At 53.3% G+C, this 17,355-nt stretch carries 11 protein-coding genes; 7 read left to right on the top strand and 4 right to left on the bottom strand.

The genetic code is table 11. The features are described from left to right. Positions 1-98: 98 nt before the first annotated feature. Positions 99-695, bottom strand: coding sequence for a nuclear transport factor 2 family protein (locus A6X21_RS09345; RefSeq protein WP_068847325.1), 597 nt, complete (start codon positions 693-695; stop codon positions 99-101). Positions 696-951: 256 nt separating this feature from the next. Here A6X21_RS09345 and A6X21_RS09340 point away from each other — a divergent pair, with 256 nt between their 5' ends. The 4 genes from A6X21_RS09340 (at position 952) to A6X21_RS09325 (ending at position 5,937) form a co-directional block, all read left to right on the top strand. Further along, positions 952-2,487: an MATE family efflux transporter gene (locus A6X21_RS09340; RefSeq protein WP_240490214.1), complete on the top strand. Its 1,536-nt coding sequence runs from the start codon at positions 952-954 to the stop codon at positions 2,485-2,487. A gap of 285 nt (positions 2,488-2,772) precedes the next feature. Beyond that, on the top strand, positions 2,773-3,474 hold the full coding sequence (locus A6X21_RS09335; RefSeq protein WP_068847322.1) for an ABC transporter ATP-binding protein: 702 nt from the start codon (positions 2,773-2,775) through the stop codon (positions 3,472-3,474). Continuing rightward, positions 3,474-4,823 (top strand): ABC transporter permease, encoded by a 1,350-nt coding sequence (locus A6X21_RS09330; protein ID WP_068847321.1) that lies wholly within the window; start codon positions 3,474-3,476, stop codon positions 4,821-4,823. The genes A6X21_RS09335 and A6X21_RS09330 overlap by 1 nt, the downstream gene beginning before the upstream one ends. 55 nt (positions 4,824-4,878) lie before the next feature. Then, positions 4,879-5,937, top strand: coding sequence for a glycosyltransferase family 9 protein (locus A6X21_RS09325; RefSeq protein WP_165603738.1), 1,059 nt, complete (start codon positions 4,879-4,881; stop codon positions 5,935-5,937). A 39-nt stretch (positions 5,938-5,976) separates the two neighbouring features. Here the strand turns inward: A6X21_RS09325 and A6X21_RS09320 are convergent, their stop codons facing one another. Together A6X21_RS09320 and A6X21_RS09315 are read right to left on the bottom strand one after the other, a co-directional pair. Continuing rightward, positions 5,977-7,854 (bottom strand): ArnT family glycosyltransferase, encoded by a 1,878-nt coding sequence (locus A6X21_RS09320; protein WP_068847315.1) that lies wholly within the window; start codon positions 7,852-7,854, stop codon positions 5,977-5,979. 116 nt (positions 7,855-7,970) lie between these two features. Continuing rightward, positions 7,971-8,951: an NAD-dependent epimerase/dehydratase family protein gene (locus A6X21_RS09315; protein ID WP_068847313.1), complete on the bottom strand. Its 981-nt coding sequence runs from the start codon at positions 8,949-8,951 to the stop codon at positions 7,971-7,973. 318 nt (positions 8,952-9,269) lie between these two features. Here A6X21_RS09315 and A6X21_RS09310 point away from each other — a divergent pair, with 318 nt between their 5' ends. Next, the gene (locus A6X21_RS09310; protein WP_068847517.1) at positions 9,270-10,493 is read left to right on the top strand and encodes an FAD-dependent oxidoreductase; all 1,224 of its coding nucleotides are present in this window, start codon (positions 9,270-9,272) and stop codon (positions 10,491-10,493) included. After that, on the top strand, positions 10,483-11,238 hold the full coding sequence (locus A6X21_RS09305; protein ID WP_068847312.1) for an aldo/keto reductase: 756 nt from the start codon (positions 10,483-10,485) through the stop codon (positions 11,236-11,238). Before A6X21_RS09310 ends, A6X21_RS09305 begins: the two co-directional genes overlap by 11 nt. A 42-nt stretch (positions 11,239-11,280) precedes the next feature. Here A6X21_RS09305 and A6X21_RS09300 read toward each other — a convergent pair whose 3' ends face one another. Further along, positions 11,281-12,297 carry a GntR family transcriptional regulator gene (locus A6X21_RS09300; RefSeq protein ID WP_068847310.1) on the bottom strand — a complete coding sequence of 339 codons (1,017 nt, stop codon included), beginning with the start codon at positions 12,295-12,297 and terminating at the stop codon, positions 11,281-11,283. Positions 12,298-12,886: 589 nt separating this feature from the next. Between A6X21_RS09300 and A6X21_RS09295 the strand changes: the two genes are divergently transcribed. Continuing rightward, positions 12,887-17,194 (top strand): DUF7133 domain-containing protein, encoded by a 4,308-nt coding sequence (locus A6X21_RS09295; RefSeq protein ID WP_165603737.1) that lies wholly within the window; start codon positions 12,887-12,889, stop codon positions 17,192-17,194. Positions 17,195-17,355 lie beyond the last annotated feature (161 nt).

Below are 17,355 nucleotides of genomic sequence, written 5' to 3'. Positions count from 1 at the left end.
AATCTTCTCAAAAGTAACTTTTTGAATTCGGGCCGCCAAGATCAATCGTCTCTTGATCGCTCAATGTGACGTCACGATGTTGGCTGTTCATTGAAAAACTATGAAGCCGAAGGACGCATCAGTTCCATGGGACTGTCATTCAAAGGGTTCTTGCGAACGACTCTCAAAAGTTTCCAGAGCCCCTCCTCTTTCACCCAGACTGTGTCGAACTTAGCGGGCTGACGACCCACATTCCCGAAGCCAACCAGATCCATGTCTCCCGAAATGCGGAACTCGACCATGGCCCGACTCCCATCGGTCGTGAAGCGGGTGGTGAGATCCGAGATTCGAAGATCGCGTACTGTCGCAATCTTCATCCCGGCATTGACCATTTCTCGAAGATCGGGCGATTGGGCTGAGATCATCGCGAGAGTTTCTGGACTTTTGGCCTCAAAGAGGCTCGTTAGCTGGGTAAGTCGTCTGGCAACGACTTCATTTTCTGTGGTGATCGACAAATCGATGGCCAGAACGATGACTGTCAGCACGCCAAGGATTAAAGCCAGCGAAAAGGCGATTTTTCCCCGATGTCGAGTCCAGACAATCAGGCAGATTAATGTCGCGATCGCCAGACAAAGTGTGATCAGCCAGAATTCGCCAAAGGGGTTCATCGCAGGAAATGCTTTCACAAAAGGGATTGAATACTCACGATGAAACATGAGTCTCATCTGTTCATGATGGCGCAGTTCTGGACGAACACACAACTGGACGAACACGCAGACGAGATCCTTCTCTTCAGATCGTCTGACAATTGAACTCTTCAGGCAAGGTCGAAGTCTGGCTCGATTTGAAGAACAAGATTCTAAGAAAATGATGAGCTTTTTTCAGATCTGATCGAACCAAAGGACGGCAACCTTGTCAGTCCGTCCCCTATGCCGTACTTCTAAAAGCAGATTTTCCTGAGTAATCATCTTCATGGCGACAACCACGGACAGTATGACAAACCCACTTGAGGGCCATCGAGCGAAGAGTGAAGAGCAGCGAGTGGCCAGCACCGAACGTGTGGTCAATCAGCCTCAGCCCGGCTCCCTGCGCGAACTGTTGACGATTGCCATCCCGATGGTGATCAGTGCCGGTTCTCAATCGCTGATGCACATCATCGACCGCATCTATTTAACGTGGCACCACGTTGATGAGGTGGCAGCGGCGCTTCCTGCAGGGATCATCTTCTGGGCAGTCCTCTCGATTTTTCATGGTATGGGTTCGTATGTGAATACATTCGTGGCGCAGTACGAAGGTGCTGTCAGGCCGGATCGTGTCGCCGCCACCATGTGGCAGGGGTTTTATTTTGCTTTGATCAGCGGCGGATTGCTGATGCTGCTCGCTCCATTTTCGGGCATGTTCTTCGCGATGGTTGGTCATGATGTTGATATTCAAAGGCATGAATCGACCTATCTGTCGATACTTCTGCTGGGAGGAGTTCCGACCGTTCTGGCGACGATTCTGGGGACTTTTTTCACAGGTCGCGGCAAGACGACTGTCGTCATGTTTGTCAACGTCGTCAGTGTCGCCTTTAACGCGGTGCTCGATTATGCGTTTATCTTTGGCTGGGGCCCGATTCCAGAAATGGGGATCGCTGGTGGAGCTCTGACAGATGTCATTGCCAACGTGACAACCTGTTTGGCGCTGGGCGGGTTATTGTTCTGGCCTTCTATTGCCAGTCGCTATCAGTTCTGGAAGCATCACGGATTTGATCGAGAGTTGACTCTCCGCATGATTTATTACGGATTTCCAGTCGGCTTGCTGCTCCTGATCGACGTCTCAGGCTGGGCTTTCTTTATGAATGCGATTGGCTGGCTGGGGAAAGCCGAGCAGGTGGCAACCAATCTGGCTTTCAATCTGAACACGCTGGCTTTTATACCGGTGATTGGCCTGGGGATTGCTGTTTCGACTTTGGTCGGCATGCGGATTACCGAAGGTCGGCCGGATCTCGCAGCCAGAACCACGTGGCTCGCGGTGGGCCTTTCTGTGGGATATATCCTCTTTTGCAGCGTAATCTATCTGTTTCTTCCCCAGCTTCTCTTGGCACCCTACGAATGGAAGGCTCATGGGGAGGACTTTGCCGAAGTGAAAGTTGTCGTCATTCAACTGCTGTGGTTTGTGGCGGCTTATTCATTTTTCGACACGCTGGCAATTGTGTTTGGATCTGCCATTCGTGGTGCGGGAGATACTCGATTTTCGATGATCTTCACTTTGATCTGCGTCCTGGCATTGTTGATTGCTCCCACAGTGATTCTTTTTGGCTGGTACAAACCCACGTTGTCGATGTGCTGGGCGTATTGCTCGGTGTACATCATGGTGATGGGTTTAGGCTTCATGTTTCGATTCCTGGGGGGGAAATGGAAATCGATGAGAGTGGTTGAACCTGATCTGGTGGGTGGCGCTGGCCATGCTTCCATTCACACACCACCAGTGACTGTCCTGGAAGTTGAACCCGTCTCATCGGTCTGAGATCGATTCGGCCTTCTGTATTACAAATTCTGCAATACAGATTTCTGAATCATTGGCCTGCTATGGCTGATGAGCGTGAAAGTCGCCCGTTGATGATGGTAAATGCGTGTGTTGGAGAGTACGTTTCTGAAAAAGATCTTCTCACGACCTGAGACTTCATGTCGTGGTGGATTTCAGGCCTTGTCTTCATGAAAACGATTGCATAATCCACAGATTCAACGATTCACTGCTTGAGATAATGATGATCTCTGATCGAGACTCGAATCGACTTTGCAAAGGTTGGCCATGTCGCTGATTCTCAACCAGATTCGCAAGGCGTATGTCACGCCCACAGGTGCCGAGCAAGTGATTCTCGACATTCCAGCCTTTTCGCTGGATCAGGGAGAACAGGTGGCACTGGTCGGGACGAGTGGCAGTGGCAAGACGACTCTGCTGAATGTGGCTGCCGGCATTACGACACCCGATTCAGGAACGGTCACTGTCGGTGGGGTTGAGATTACCCGAATGCTCGAACCAGTTCGGGATCGTTTTCGATCGGAACGGATTGGTTATGTCTTCCAGACATTTAATCTTTTGGGAGCCTTCACCGCCCTCGAAAATGTTCTATTGGGAATGAGTTTTTCCTCCCAGCCTGCCAATCGTCATCTGGCGATCGAGTTACTGGGGCGCGTCGGGTTGGGAGATCGGCTGCATTACCGGCCTTCGCAGCTTTCTGTAGGTCAGCAGCAGCGGGTTTCAGTGGCTCGTGCGTTGGCAAAAACGCCGCGGCTGCTCCTGGCAGACGAACCGACAGCCAATGTCGATGGGCCCAATCAGCAGGCCATTCTGGAACTGATGCAAACCACTTGCCGCGAAAACAATGTGACTTTGCTGCTGGTGACACATACGTCAGAAGTTGCCAGCCAGTTCAGCCGCGTCGAACGACTTGCCAGTTTTAATCAGGCCGCAACCTCGACATCGACACCGTACAGCATGGGAGTCAACTGATGAGCATCTTTCAGATTGCCTGGAAGAGTCTGAGTCAGCGTTCACTGGCTTCGTTTCTCACGGGCTTATCAGTGGCGTTGGGTGTCATGCTGATGGTGGCCGTCATGATTCTTTATGGAGTCATCGCTTCGACCTTTCAGCAGTCGTCGATTGGATACGATCTGGTGGTCGGGCCGAAAGGGAGCCCACTGCAACTCGTTCTCAGTTCAATCTATCGAGTCAGCCCTCCTATTGAGAACCTGCCCTTCCGCTTCTACAAAGATCTGCAGAAAGACCCACGTGTCGAACAGGCTATCCCGATTGCCTTAGGGGATACCACAGAAGAAGGGTCCTTCCCGATTGTTGGCACAATCCCTGAGTACTTTTCAATTCCCTTTGCGAATAATCGAGAGTTCGCCGTCCGTGGAACGTTTCTCCGCAAGCCTTTCGATGCGGTGATTGGGGCCAAAGTCGCAGCGACTAACGGCTGGAAAGAAGGCTCTCAATTCCGCATGATCCATGGGGGGGCTGATACCGGGCATGTTCATGACGAAAAGTTTACTGTCGTCGGAATTCTGGCACCGACAGGCACACCGAATGACCGCTCGGTCTTCGTGAATCTCGATGGCTTCTATCAGATTCAAGGGCACGACAAACCCTTTGATGAAGCCATTAAACGAGAGCGGGAATTTTATGGACTGGCACCTTTAGAACCTGAAGCGCTGGCCGAAGAAGTCCGCAAACTTGAAAAACGTTATGGCGGGCACGATCACCACAATCATGCCCCTGGTGAAGAGCACTTTCATGATGTTCCCATGATTCAGAAAGAAGTAACAGCCATTCTTGTCACCACGAAAACTCTCATGGCGGCAGGTCTCATGGAAGGTGAGTTCAAGAAAGGATTCAAGGCTCAGGCGACGAATCCTATTCGACCCATGAACCAGCTCTTGACGGATATCCTCGGCAATATCCGTGTCCTTCTCATGGTCCTGACCGGACTGATTATCGTGGTTTCCGGAGTGGGGATATTCGTCAGTATTTACTCATCGCTTCAGGAACGCCGGCGAGAAATTGCCATCATGCGGGCCCTGGGTGCTCGACGGGAAACGATCTTTGGCATCATCATTACCGAGTCACTTCTCCTCTGCCTGTTGGGCGGTATTGCGGGACTGATTCTTGGTCACCTGCTGGTTCTGGGGGCAGCCCCCGTGGTGACAGCCAGGACGGGAATTCTGATCAATGGATTTGCCTTCCAGCCCATGGAATGGCTGCTACTCCCTGCACTGGCGATTTTAGGTGTGATTGTCGGGTATATTCCGGCTGTCTCCGCCTATCGGACCGATGTGGCGTCCAACCTGAATCCTTCTTAGTCCGGTCTGCTGGTAATTATTCAGTTCGGTGGCGAATAAAGGCCATAATGTGAGGTTGCTTGCTGACGATTTCTGGGAACAACAACCACCTCGCCGTTTGCTGTTCATCAAACCCAGTGCTCTGGGAGACGTCGTTCAGGCCTTGCCGTTAGCGCAGGCTGCCAAAGCACGCTGGCCCGATGTGACGATTGGCTGGGTGATTGCCGCTGGTTTACGCCGTGTGGTGCAGCTTTCTCCGTGGATTGATGAGATTTATGAATTTCATCGTGGGGCCGGGCTCTGGGCGTTTCTGAAGTTATGCCGTGAACTGCGCACACGGGATTTTGATACGGTCATCGATCTTCAAGGTCTACTCCGTACGGGAGTCATGACTCTGGCCACAGGTTCTGCCAACCGGATCGGCCTGCAGACGAGTCGCGAAGGCTCTTCCTGGGCTTATCATGCGATGGTTGATCAAACCTCTCGTCAGATCCCGGCACATGCCCGTTATTGGAAAATTGCCGAGGCCTGGGGAGTTTCGACTCGTTATACGACTCCCTCAATTGTGGTTCCGCAGAGTGATCAGCAACTCGTCGAGAGCTGGCTGGAGAGTTTGCCCAGGCCGCTGATTGGCATTCAACCAGGGACTCGATGGGTCACAAAATCGTGGCCCGTCGAGAGCTTTGCTCAGGTGGCCATCGAACTGGCTGAACAGACGCAGGGCAGTCTCGTGATTCTGGGTGCTCCTGACGAAACTCAACTGACGGGGAAGTGCTTTGAATTGATACGCTCAGTCAACCCTCACGTGAAGGTGATCGATCTGGGGGGGAAATCGAGTCTGCCACAACTGGCGAGTTTACTGTCGCAACTGAATGTTCTCGTCTGTAATGACTCCGGGCCGATGCATCTGGCTGCGGAAATGCAGACACCGGTCGCAGCGGTTTTCACTTGTACAGATCCCGTGCAGTCCGGCCCACCGGGAAGCATCCATGAGTTGATCTCCACGAAACTTTCCTGCCGGGCGGGCTATCACAAACATTGCCCGATGACCGGTGATAACCATCTGGCCTGCTTTCGTGATGTCACAGTTCAGCAGGTGTCCTCCGCAGCGATGAAAATCCTCAGGTCACATTGATGCTTATCTGTTTTTTTCGTTGAACAGAACCATCTCGTCCTATTCCAATCGGGTTGTTGTCTGTGAAACCCCTGAATTCTGAGGACGGATCTGCCAGATGAGAAGCCTGCGACCACGGAAGCGAAGTGGTTCGTTAATGGATTCCACCATATGCCCGGTCGGACCGCGGAAGACACCTTTGCGATCGCGACGACTCCATTCCACAACGAGGTGGCTGGCCGTGGGTGAGCTGTCCGTGAACTCACAAGCCTCAGCCTGAATGGAAATTCTGGCTTGAGGTTGTGCCACTCGAGCCGCCAGCTCGATTTGAGGTGGGACGACACCTTGAGGCGAAACAATGCAGACGGAATCCGCCGCAGCCGCTGAACTCAGAACCTTTGTGAACGCCTGCAGGCATGCGACATCTTCCTGAGGACGTTCCAGCATGACATAACCCCACACAAACTGAATTGCCAGAAGTGATGCGATCACAACTTTAATGACTCGCCTTCGCTGGGCTTCGTAATGCAACTGAATCGTGCGCCACCAGATGAGACCTGCCGCCACCGCGAAGAACAGCAGAAACAGAGAGGCAGTCGCCATGGTGAATCGAATATGCCGATTCTGGTAAATCCCCCAGACGCACCACATGGCGGTCAGGATCGAGAGCATCGCCAGTGCCCTGCCCCGTGTTTCGCGCCGGAGAATGGACTCCAACCCAATCACGGCCAGCATAGTGGTGGAAAACAGCAGAATCGTTTGCCACATGTTCAGTGAGAGTTGCTGCTCGTTATCCTGAATAATCACGAACCCCCAGCCTGCCAGGCCAATCGCCATCGTCATGATCAACCAGGGTCTCACGAACTGTGTCATAGACTCGGGCCAGCGATGCCCTTTCCAGTTCACGAGGACCAGCACCCCGAGAATCTGCCAGCCAATTAAAGGGGCCGTCCATACCAGCCACGTGTGCCGGGCTTTTAAGCGGGCAGAAGTGGCCACAAAATCATGAAGATTCAGGAGTTCTGAGGTTGTCTCTGTATGAACGAATTGTCCTGTGAACCAGCTTTGAAATGCAGGCCACCCCCAGGAAATCGTGGTGAATAAAATCCACCAGCCGCCGAGCATCCCCGCAATCAACAGCACCACGGCCGTTCCCCAGACTCCGCGAGTGGCCAGCGTAGGCGCTGGCGGTGAAGCGGTATAAGCCGATCTGGGATCAGGAATCTGGTTAAGCAGCCCGCAAGCCAGACCCACAGGGCCAATCAGTGCCAGTGGCAGGATGCCTCCGCACAAGATGGCAACACCCACCAGCACTCCTGAGGCCACCAACCGCCATGACCAGAACGTGGGTGACTTTTTCAAATGCAGGCTGAATAGCAAAAGAGCGGCAATCGTTAATGCCCAGCAAAGTGCCCAGGGAGCAGCGCTTCCTACAATCCGGAAAAGCTGGCCATGCACCGATAGCATGACGACCATGATCAGCGCCATGCGGGAATCGGCCAGAAGTCGAACGAGACGCCAACTCCACCAGATACCGCAGGCACCAGCCAGGTACGAGATGAGTGGCAGATACCAGTAGTTCTGCACCCCGAACTGTTTCAGAAAACAGGCCTGCAGCCAGGTGATTCCGGGGGGCAAAAAGCGAGCTGGAAGTTTTTCGGATATTCCGGGAATGAGCCACTCGCTCGAATTTTCTGAATTCGCTAACGAGACCGCTCTGAGCATCCAGGCAGAACCTTCCACATCGGGAGATGCCAATGAGAGAGGTTGTAGAAGTGCCAGAAAGGCAATCGCCATGACAAGTGGCTCAATCGAGCGACCCTGTTTGAGGAGCGGTGACAGATCTTCCGCTGCATCAAACAGGTAAGGTTCGGCTGGGGTGTTGAATTCACCGGAACCGCTGGCCTTGGGTCGATCAAGGGGTGGCAATGACGTCATGCATTTCCTGTTTGCCGGGTCATCGGTCGTGACATGAGCCGCCATTATCAGAGCAGAACCATGTCAGGAGTTCCTCGCTCGCGGGCGAGGGCCAATCCATTATCTGACGTTTTTGGTCAGGCAGAACCTGGTTCACTACTCCGCTTCCACTGGATGATGTCCTTGAGGATATCATCCAGTGTACGGACAGGTTTTCTGCCCAACGTGGATTCCAGTCGCGTCAGGTCTGGAACACGACGTTGAACATCTTCAAAGTCGGCCCCGTAAGCTTCTGTGTAGGGAATGTGCTTGATTTCGCAAGGTCGGCCAACAAGGGCGATCACTCTCTCCGCCAGTTGACGGACACTCACTGGCTGATCGCTACCGATATTGAAAACTTTTCCAAAGGCTGCCGGCGTATGCATTAAGTCGATCACGCTGCGAACAACTTCTTCGACATGGCCAAAACAGCGAACCTGTGACCCATCGTCATAAATGACAATCGGGCCACCCTTGAGTGCCTGATCGACAAAGCGAGGCACAACCATGCCATAATGCCCAATCTGATGTGGCCCAACGACGTTAAAAAAACGGCCAATCACGACAGGCAGGTCGTACTTTCGGTGGTAAGCCAGCGACAGAAACTCATCAATGGCTTTAGAGCAGCCATAAGCCCAGCGTGGTTTGGAGGTGGGGCCGAACTGGAGATCGTCTTCTTCGGTCCAACGCTCTTTAGGATTCTTGCCATAGACTTCACTGGTGGAAGCCATAAAGACCCGGCATCTGTTCTGAACAGCCAGCCGCAGCAATTCCTCAGTCGGGTAGATGTTGGTCTGAATCGTGCGGACGGGGTCGTCAGCGACCAGTTTGACTCCCACGGCAGCCGCCAGATGAAAGACAATCTCCTGGCCGAGCATGACTTCGGAGAGGAGCACAGAATCAGTAATCGAACCAATGGCCAGTTTGAATCGCGGATGGTCACGAAACGGGCGTAGATTTACTTCCTGCCCGGTCGAAAGATTATCGAGAATGGTGACATCGTGCCCGGCATTCAACAACGCTCTGGTCATGTGGCTGCCGATGAAGCCGGCACCACCCGTTACGAGACATTTCGCCATGGAATTGTTTATCCAGATCTGAAGAGTCACAGGCAATCGCTTTGCCTGGTCGATTTAAAAATCTGTTCATCCCGTCAACTGATTCGATCATAACTGACGCGCATATCATAGCCATTCCGGGCGTGATCCGCATGGGAAGATGTCTGAGTCGTACGCCGAGCCGGGAAGTATTCCTCAGATTCATTGAGGTGCGTTCCCGGCCACTGAAATGGCAATTTCGTCAGCAAATGTTCGATCTTTGCACATTCTGGGAAAGTGATTACAACTGAACATATTGAGATCCGTCTGGGAGACGGTCGTGGCACGCGGAGCGTGGTGATGAAGCTTGATACAGTCATTTTTGGGGGCGGTGTTGCAGGCCTTTGGCTGCTGGATGTGCTCTCGCGAAGAGGGCAGCACGTTGTCCTGTTTGAGGCCCATGAACTGGGATCGGGTCAGACGATTGCTTCACAGGGAATTCTGCATGGTGGCCTGAAATACACTTTGCAAGGCATTTTGACTCGATCAGCGAGTCAGATTCGTGAGATGCCCGGTCTCTGGCGAAAAGCTCTTCAAGGCGCTCCAGGCTTACCTTCGCTGAAAAACACGACCGTTCGCAGCGAGTTCTGTTACCTGTGGCATACGCAGAGCCTGTCATCGAGAGTCGGGATGCTTGGAGCCCGAGTGGGCCTCGCGGTGACTCCTGAAAAACTCGCAGCCCACGAGAGGCCGGATTGCCTGGCACAGGTCCCCGGTGGTGTGGCTCGCCTGGGTGAGCAGGTGATTTCTCCCTGTTCGATGATTCAGGATCTCTTCCATCAGTACCGGGATCGAATCCTGAAGTGTGATACTGACCATTTAGAATTTGAACTGGATTCTCCCGGAGAAATTAAAGCCATCCGAGTGGTTGATCCGCAATCGGGGAACGAATTGCGATTGAGGCCCGGGCATGTGGTGCTGGCGGCCGGAGCTGGCAATGCCGAACTCCGGGCGCGTGCCGGATTGTCAACTTCGGCAATGCAGAGACGCCCCTTGCACATGGTGCTGGCACGTGGTGACCTGCCAGAACTGAACGGGCATTGTGTGGATGGCGCAAAGACCCGTGTGACGATCACCTCTGACCTGACTTCTCAGGGCGAGCGTGTCTGGCAGATTGGTGGGCAGGTGGCTGAAGATGGTGTGGGTATGGAGCCCGTCGATCTGGTGGCTCACACGATTTCGGAAATCACAGATGTTCTCCCCGGTGTGTCACTCAAAAACACGCAGTGGTCCACCTATCGTGTTGATCGTGCGGAAGGGGCCGTTTCTGGTGGTTCACGCCCCGAGAATATTCAGTTGCTCTTTGCAGGGAATGTGACCACAGGCTGGCCAACCAAACTGGTGCTGGCTCCTGTTCTGGCTGAAGAGTTGTCGCAAGCGATTCAATCTCACGAGCCCGAGCATCGCTTTGACCCCTCCTCTCTCGCAGATTGGCAGCGCCCATGCGTGGCGAAACCCATCTGGGAGTCGCAGTCTGATTGGCTGGATTATCCCGTATCGTCGCCGGTGCGTCATGTTGCCTGATCAGCCGTTGTCCTGGCCATTCATCAGCTTTGGTGCATTTAAGCTCGGACGCAATGAAGGGGCGAAGTATCCGCAAGGATATGATCTCCCCGACGACGCAGCGGCGGGCCGATTGTTGAATGAGCTGCTGGATCATGGTTGCCAGGCCATCGATACGGCACCTGCCTACGGGCTGAGTGAAGAGCGCATCGGCAGGCATCTGGCCCATCGCCGGAAGGAATTTCTCCTTTCGACAAAAGTTGGCGAATCTTTTGCCGCTGGTGTTTCAACCTACGATTTTTCGCAGAAAGCAGTCGAGCGGTCGATCGAACAAAGTCTTCGTCGTCTCCAAACGGAGGCTCTTGATCTGGTGCTGATTCACTCACCCGGGAATGATGAAGAGCTTTTAACTCAAACACCCGTGGTTGAAACGCTTTGTAGATTTCGAAAACGAGGTGATGTCCTGCGAATCGGACTCTCGGGCAAGACTCCGGCCGGAGCGAAGCTGGCACTTGGCTGGGCCGATGCACTGATGGTGGAGTTCCATCAGCAGAATGTCAGTCATCTGGATGTCATGCGGGAAGCTCATGAGGCCGGGGTCATTGTGCTCGTCAAAAAAGGGCTGGCTTCCGGGCAGCTTGATCCTCAACTGGCTGTCGAGTTTGTCGCTCGTGAAAAGAGTGTTTCCAGCCTCGTCCTGGGAACATTGAAGCTCGAAAACTTCATTTCGGCCCAAAGATGGGCAAGTCATTCCAGAGCCACTTAAAGTGGGATTGATCTTCCAGGAATGAGGGCCATTACCATGCTTCTATTCGGTGTAAGCCTGTTGGTAATCGGGAGATTTCTGGAAGCTTTTCTCTAAGGCGGGGTTGGCTTCAGCAACTTCTGAGGCTGTGGTCCTCGAATGTTCCCGGAGTGATGAAATCATTGAGGGAGATTGCGATTTCTCCATTTTCATCGCCTGGGATTCCAGATGGGTGATGACTTGTTTCACCGCTGGCTGCTGACTGCGGATATGCTCGGCCAGCCCTGAAATTGCCCGTTCGTTTTCACCCTTGATCAGATCCGAAAGAATCTGCCTGTGCTGTGTTGCCATTTCCGCGATGACGTCAGCACCCAGAGCCGCGTAATCAAAAAGTGCCCGGTAATATCCACCATGTCTGGCAAAGAAATCCCGGATATAACGATTCTCACTTTTCTCGATAAAATATTGGTGCAACTGATTGTCGAGCCGGGGCGTTGACGATCCGTCGAGAGGCAAGTTGCCAGCCAGCATTGTCTCCAGATCGGCTTTCACCAGTCGCGGAATGGCAAGTTCAAGAGCCCGTTTTTCGAGAGTGATGCGGACATCCAGATAAGCGGCCAGGTCTGCTTCGTTCAGAGGTCGAACCCGCCATCCCCGGCGGGGGACATGATCAATAATGCCAGCACCCGCGAGGCGACTGAAGACTTGCCTGAGCAATGTACGACCGATTTCGAGCCGCTCGGCTAAAGCTTCTTCACGCATGAAAATCGCTTCGCCACGCAAACTCAGCAGGAGAATGTGGCGCGTGATGACCTGATCCCAGTCAATTGGCGGGGGTGGTGCGAGATGATCTTCGGAATCCAGTGGCACGTCGGCCAGGTGACTGCTGACTGCTAAACGGCGGTTCCCCATTTTGACGAGCAACCCGCGCTGCAGCAAAGACTCAGTCGCTTCTCGTACGGGTGTCAAACTGACGTTGTAGTGTGTTGCCAGACACTGCAATGTCATGGCGCAGGGCAATTCCCGGTGATTGCGGATTCTCGATTCGATGTCGCGTTCAATATAGTTTGCCAGGCTCATATCGGCCTCATGTCTGGATAATCGATTGGAGATGATCGACGGGAAGCTGGACGTGGACAGGATAACAGACAGGTCAAAATCCGGATGATGTCTGCTGTCACTTGTTGCCAAGGGAGTCTAACGACAACTCTTTCACAATGACATAACCTTCGAATTCAATCACAGTTGTTAAAATTCAATCACAGTGGTCAAACTCAATCACAGTGGTCCGGAAGCATTCAGAACGTTCAATTCAAGTCATTGATTTCAGAAAAGTATCGTGCAATCAGAGACAAATCCACAGCTTTCAGTGGCTTGTCTTCGGGTACAAAACAAAAGCAATGAACACCCCAAAGGTGATGTGAGCTTCGTTTGATCAGCCCCCTGAGCCTCAGGCACGCTGTATCGGTTGGATGTGACTCCCAGAAGACTCTCGCCTCTGAGTGAAGAAAACACTATCTTAAAGGCTTCCATGCAGGGCTCTCTTCCGATGGTCACTGGAACTGCTTCCAGCGAGAATTTGCATCCTGCAAATCTGCTTGAGCATCGGCACTTGCAGTATGAGGTGGTATTGATCTTTTGAAGGGTATCGGGCTTGATGAACAACGTGATGAGAAAAACTTTCTGGTGGGCGCTTTCCATTCTGATTGTGCCGATGGCCCTTGATGCCAATCAATATCGGACATCCAGGGGATGCGCATTCGCTGAGGAAATCCCCCAGACGACCGCACCCAAGGCCGCCAAAACTCTCAAGGCTTTGCTGGTCACGGGTGGGTGTTGCCACGACTACCAGCGCCAGAAAAAGATTCTGACGGAAGGCATCTCGGCCCGCGCCAATGTGCAATGGGAGATTGTCCATCAGGGGGGCAGCAGTACCAACGCCAAGATTCCACTGTACGAAAATCCTGACTGGGCTAAGGGCTTCGACGTCGTCGTTCACAACGAATGCTTTGCCGACATCCCTGATGCGAGTTGGACGCAGAAGATTCTCGCGCCGCACAAGGCCGGTCTGCCGGCGGTGGTGATTCACTGTGCCATGCACTGCTACCGCGATAAAACCGATGAGTGGTTCAAGTTTCTAGGAGTGACATCTCACGGGCATGGCGCTCACTACGCCTTTGAGGTCGTTAATGCCGTACCAGAACATCCCATTATGAAAGGGTTTGGTAACAAGTGGATGACTCCCAAGGGCGAACTGTACAACATCGCCAAAATTGGTGAGACCACAACCCCATTGGCCTATGGCAAAAGCTCTGCCAAAAAAGACGAATGTGTCATCTGGGTCAATGAGTATGGCGACAAGAAAACACGTGTTTTCGGCACAACGGTGGGTCACTATGCCGAAGAAATGCAGGATCCCGTATTTCTCAATTACGTGACACGGGGACTCTTATGGTCGGCCGATAAGCTCAATGATGATTACCTGATCTCGCAATCCTCGCCCCGAGTGATCAAGGTGCCAGAGAATCTGGCCTTGGGGAAGACGGCCACTGCATCGGGTTCACAGGAAGAGCGTGATCCGAAGTTTGCTGTCGACGGCGATGAAGAGACACGCTGGTGTGCTCCCAATGGGGGATCAGGTTACACCTGGCAGGTGGATCTGGGAGAGCCGAAATCGATTGCTGGTATTCGCATTGCCTGGGAAAGCCCTGAAGGGGGCTACAAGTTTCGAGTCGAGACTTCGGTCGATGGAAAAGTGTGGTCACCTCTGGTTGATCAGAGTCAAAAGGCTGTTCCTGGCAGCGATGCCAGCTATCAGGTGTCGGCAGACCAGGTCAAGTACGTCAGGCTGGTCTATCTGGGCAGCACTCATGGGGGCTGGGGGAGCTTCTGGGAATTCGAAGTTCACTCCGGAAAAATGATTGAGCAGACTGTCGATGCGGTGGTGGATCTTAAACCTAAGGCTGTGTCGGGAGATCCCCTGCTCAGTGGGGTCAAAGTGCCACCATCGTTTGAAGCGACGATCTTTGCTGCACCTCCAGAGATTTCCTATCCCACCTGTTTGACGACATCACCTGACGGGTTGGTGTTTGTCGGTGTGGATTTGAATGGTTCGTTGGGTGCCAAGCCTCAAAAGGGCAAGATTGTTCGCTGCCGCGATACCAATGGCGATGGCAAGGCCGACGAATTCATCACCTTCTGTGAACTCGACAGCCCGCGTGGCCTCGTGTGGGATGATGGCACGTTGTATGTGCAGCATCCTCCTTTTGTGACGGCCTTCCATGATCGCGATGGTGATGGAAAGTCTGAAAAGAGTGAGGTGCTGGTTGACGGGATTGGCTTTGATCTGAAGTTCCGCGGTGCAGACCATACCACCAATGGCATGCAGATGGGAATTGATGGTTACCTTTACATTGCCGTGGGTGATTATGGCTTTTATGAAGCCAAAACCAAAGATGGCAAAACCTTGCAACTGCATGGTGGCGGTGTGGTCAGGGTGAAGCCGGATGGCACAGATCTGGAGATTGTCTCGCGCGGTCAGCGGAACATTTATGACGTGGCCATCGACCCAGAGATGAATCTGCTCACCCGAGACAATACGAATGATGGCGGCGGCTGGAATGTCAGACTTTCGCACGTCGTTCCGTTTGGAAACTACGGCTATCCCTCACAGTTCATCAACTTCCCCGAAGACCGTGTCGATTGTCTGGCCGATTTCGGGGGTGGTTCGCCCTGTGGTTCGGTTTACATTGATGATCCCTCCCTCCCCTCACCGCTGGGTCGCAGCTTCTACACCTGCGATTGGGGCCGCAGCATCATTTTCCGACATCCGTTGACACCGGCAGGCTCCACTTTCAAGGCGGAACAAGAGCCATTTGTGCATGTTCCTCGCCCGACAGATATGGAGATTGATGCTTCAGGAAGGATCTACATTGCCAGTTGGAGAAATGGTGGTTTTGACTTTGATAAACCTGATGTGGGCTATGTGCTGCTGCTGACTCCGCGAGGCACACAGCGAAGCGATCAGTCGGTCGACTTCAGCAAACTCTCGATGAAAGAACTCGTCGCTCTTGTTGGCCATGAACAAGGAGTGACTCGTCTGGCTGCCCAGCGTGAACTGCTCCGGCGTCCGGATGCTTCACAGCAGGTGGCTGCACTGAAAAACCTGGCGTTACAAGTTGGCAGCGTGCCTAAAACTGGCCGGCTGGCGGCAGTTTTTACACTTGGTCAGATCGACACGATTGAGGCCGTCAAGGCTCTGGAAGAGCTGTACACTCAGGAAGAATGCCAGGAGGCCGTAATGTTGGCCCTGGGTGATTCGCCCAAGGCGAATCAGGGATTCGTGGTGGCTGGTTTGTCGTCGAGTCATCCTCGAGTCATCAGGGCAGCACTGACGGCTATTGGCCGGCAACAATGGACAGCGGCAGCTCCTCAGATCATTCCTGTGCTGGCGAATGATGATGCCGTCGTGGCCCATGTGGCGAAGGAAGTTCTGGTCTCGCTGAGCCCGATTGAAGTGATCGTCAACGCTCTCGGGACTCGTGATGCCCAAGTGTTTGCCGGTGTGATTGACGTGGCCAAAAGGTTACACGATCCACGGATTGTCAATCGGCTTCTCGAACTCGTGTCGAGTGGGACTGAACAACAGCAACAGCTCGTGCGGACGGCTCTGTGTCGGTTGTACTTCCAGGAAGCCCCCTGGGATAAAAAATGGTGGGGAACGCGTCCCGATACGACGGGGCCTTACTTTAAGCCTGTCACCTGGTCTCAAAGTGATCAGATTCGAATCGCACTTGAGAGCGCCCTCGAAACCGATACGGGAGATACGCTGAAGCATCTGGTGAAAGAGTTAAGGCGCCATCGAGTCCCTTCCCCAAAAATTGTGCCAGCTCTGCTGAAACTGGCTCAGTCTGATCGCAACTTTTATTCGCAGGCCATTCGACTTCTGGCATCCACCGATGATCGAACAAGTCCTACGTTGGATCTGCTTGCGGCGGCTGCACTTTCTGAGTCAAATGACTGGGCAACGCGATCAGCAGCGATTCGTGGCCTGATGACCCGGCTTCCTGATCCGCAGGCTGCCAAGGGCTTGCTGGCAAGCTTTGGTAAGACAGTTCCCAGTGATGAGCTCCCCAACGATCAGGCAAACTTGTGGACAGAGTATCTGCAGGATGCCCGGCACGTCGAGAATGTCCCTCTGCTGACGGAAAGAGCGTTTGATGCTTCGCCTGGTGATCAGGAAGTGGCCTGGTCGGTACTTCTTTCGCTGGTCGAAGCTTCGCGAACACCAGCGGTTGTACGGGATCAGATTCTGGCGACTTTTCAGCGGGCGTATGCTTCGCCTCAATCCATTGTGCCATTGCTGAAAGCAGTGGCTCGCACACAGGCTGAGTCTCAGGCGATTCAGGTGCGGCAATTCACAACCAATGAGAATGGAGCCATTGCGGCTGCAGCACGATTTGCCTCTGAGAAGATGGAGTTGGATCGGCCTGTCGATCCCAATGAGCCTCTCGTGGGCACACTTTCGCTGGAAGACGTGGTTGCCGGTTTGGAGAAGCACAAAGGCGATGCCAAGCTGGGAGCCCGGCTTTTCAAACGCCAGGGATGCATCGCCTGCCATTCGGTTTCGAGTAAAGAGACGATCAAGGGCCCGCTCCTCGCGGGAATCACCGCTCGTTACAACCGAGCCGAGCTTGCGGAATCGATCATTCTCCCCAGTAAGAAAATTGCTCAAGGGTTTGAGACGCAGTCATTCCTTCTGACAGACGGTCGAACGTTAAGTGGTTTCGTTACCAGAGAAGGTGGCGATGACCTCGAGCTGCGCAGCATTACCGGAGTCCCAACGGTCGTTCAGAAAGCAGATATCGACGAGCGAACCCGATTGGAACTCTCGATGATGCCTGTCGATCTGGTGAGCAAGCTGACGGTGAAAGATCTGGCCTCATTGATTGCTTATCTGGAATCGATCAAGCAGTAATTGCCAGCGGAAATTTCTTGATGAGGAAGGCTCGGCCATCGATGGTCGAGCCTTCTTTTTGTATTGAGCCACATTTTTGTTGAGAGAAGAGTCTCAAATGATGTGCCCGGGATCTCAGTTCCTCTTGCTTCAGTTTCAGGCTTTTCACCAGAGATCGCTGG

The sequence above is a fragment of the Planctopirus hydrillae genome, from assembly GCF_001707835.1.
Taxonomy (GTDB): domain Bacteria; phylum Planctomycetota; class Planctomycetia; order Planctomycetales; family Planctomycetaceae; genus Planctopirus; species Planctopirus hydrillae.
This window is presented reverse-complemented; position numbering and strand designations above follow the sequence as displayed.

Excerpts from the sequence above, each read along its gene's own strand:
- A6X21_RS09310 (WP_068847517.1), top strand. The coding sequence starts at position 9,270 with ATGAAGCTTGATACAGTCATTTTTGGGGGCGGTGTTGCAGGCCTTTGG.
- A6X21_RS09300 (WP_068847310.1), bottom strand. The coding sequence starts at position 12,297 with ATGAGCCTGGCAAACTATATTGAACGCGACATCGAATCGAGAATCCGC.
- A6X21_RS09340 (WP_240490214.1), top strand. The coding sequence starts at position 952 with ATGGCGACAACCACGGACAGTATGACAAACCCACTTGAGGGCCATCGA.
- A6X21_RS09345 (WP_068847325.1), bottom strand. The coding sequence starts at position 695 with ATGTTTCATCGTGAGTATTCAATCCCTTTTGTGAAAGCATTTCCTGCG.
- A6X21_RS09320 (WP_068847315.1), bottom strand. The coding sequence starts at position 7,854 with ATGACGTCATTGCCACCCCTTGATCGACCCAAGGCCAGCGGTTCCGGT.
- A6X21_RS09330 (WP_068847321.1), top strand. The coding sequence starts at position 3,474 with ATGAGCATCTTTCAGATTGCCTGGAAGAGTCTGAGTCAGCGTTCACTG.
- A6X21_RS09335 (WP_068847322.1), top strand. The coding sequence starts at position 2,773 with ATGTCGCTGATTCTCAACCAGATTCGCAAGGCGTATGTCACGCCCACA.
- A6X21_RS09305 (WP_068847312.1), top strand. The coding sequence starts at position 10,483 with ATGTTGCCTGATCAGCCGTTGTCCTGGCCATTCATCAGCTTTGGTGCA.
- A6X21_RS09315 (WP_068847313.1), bottom strand. The coding sequence starts at position 8,951 with ATGGCGAAATGTCTCGTAACGGGTGGTGCCGGCTTCATCGGCAGCCAC.
- A6X21_RS09295 (WP_165603737.1), top strand. The coding sequence starts at position 12,887 with ATGAGAAAAACTTTCTGGTGGGCGCTTTCCATTCTGATTGTGCCGATG.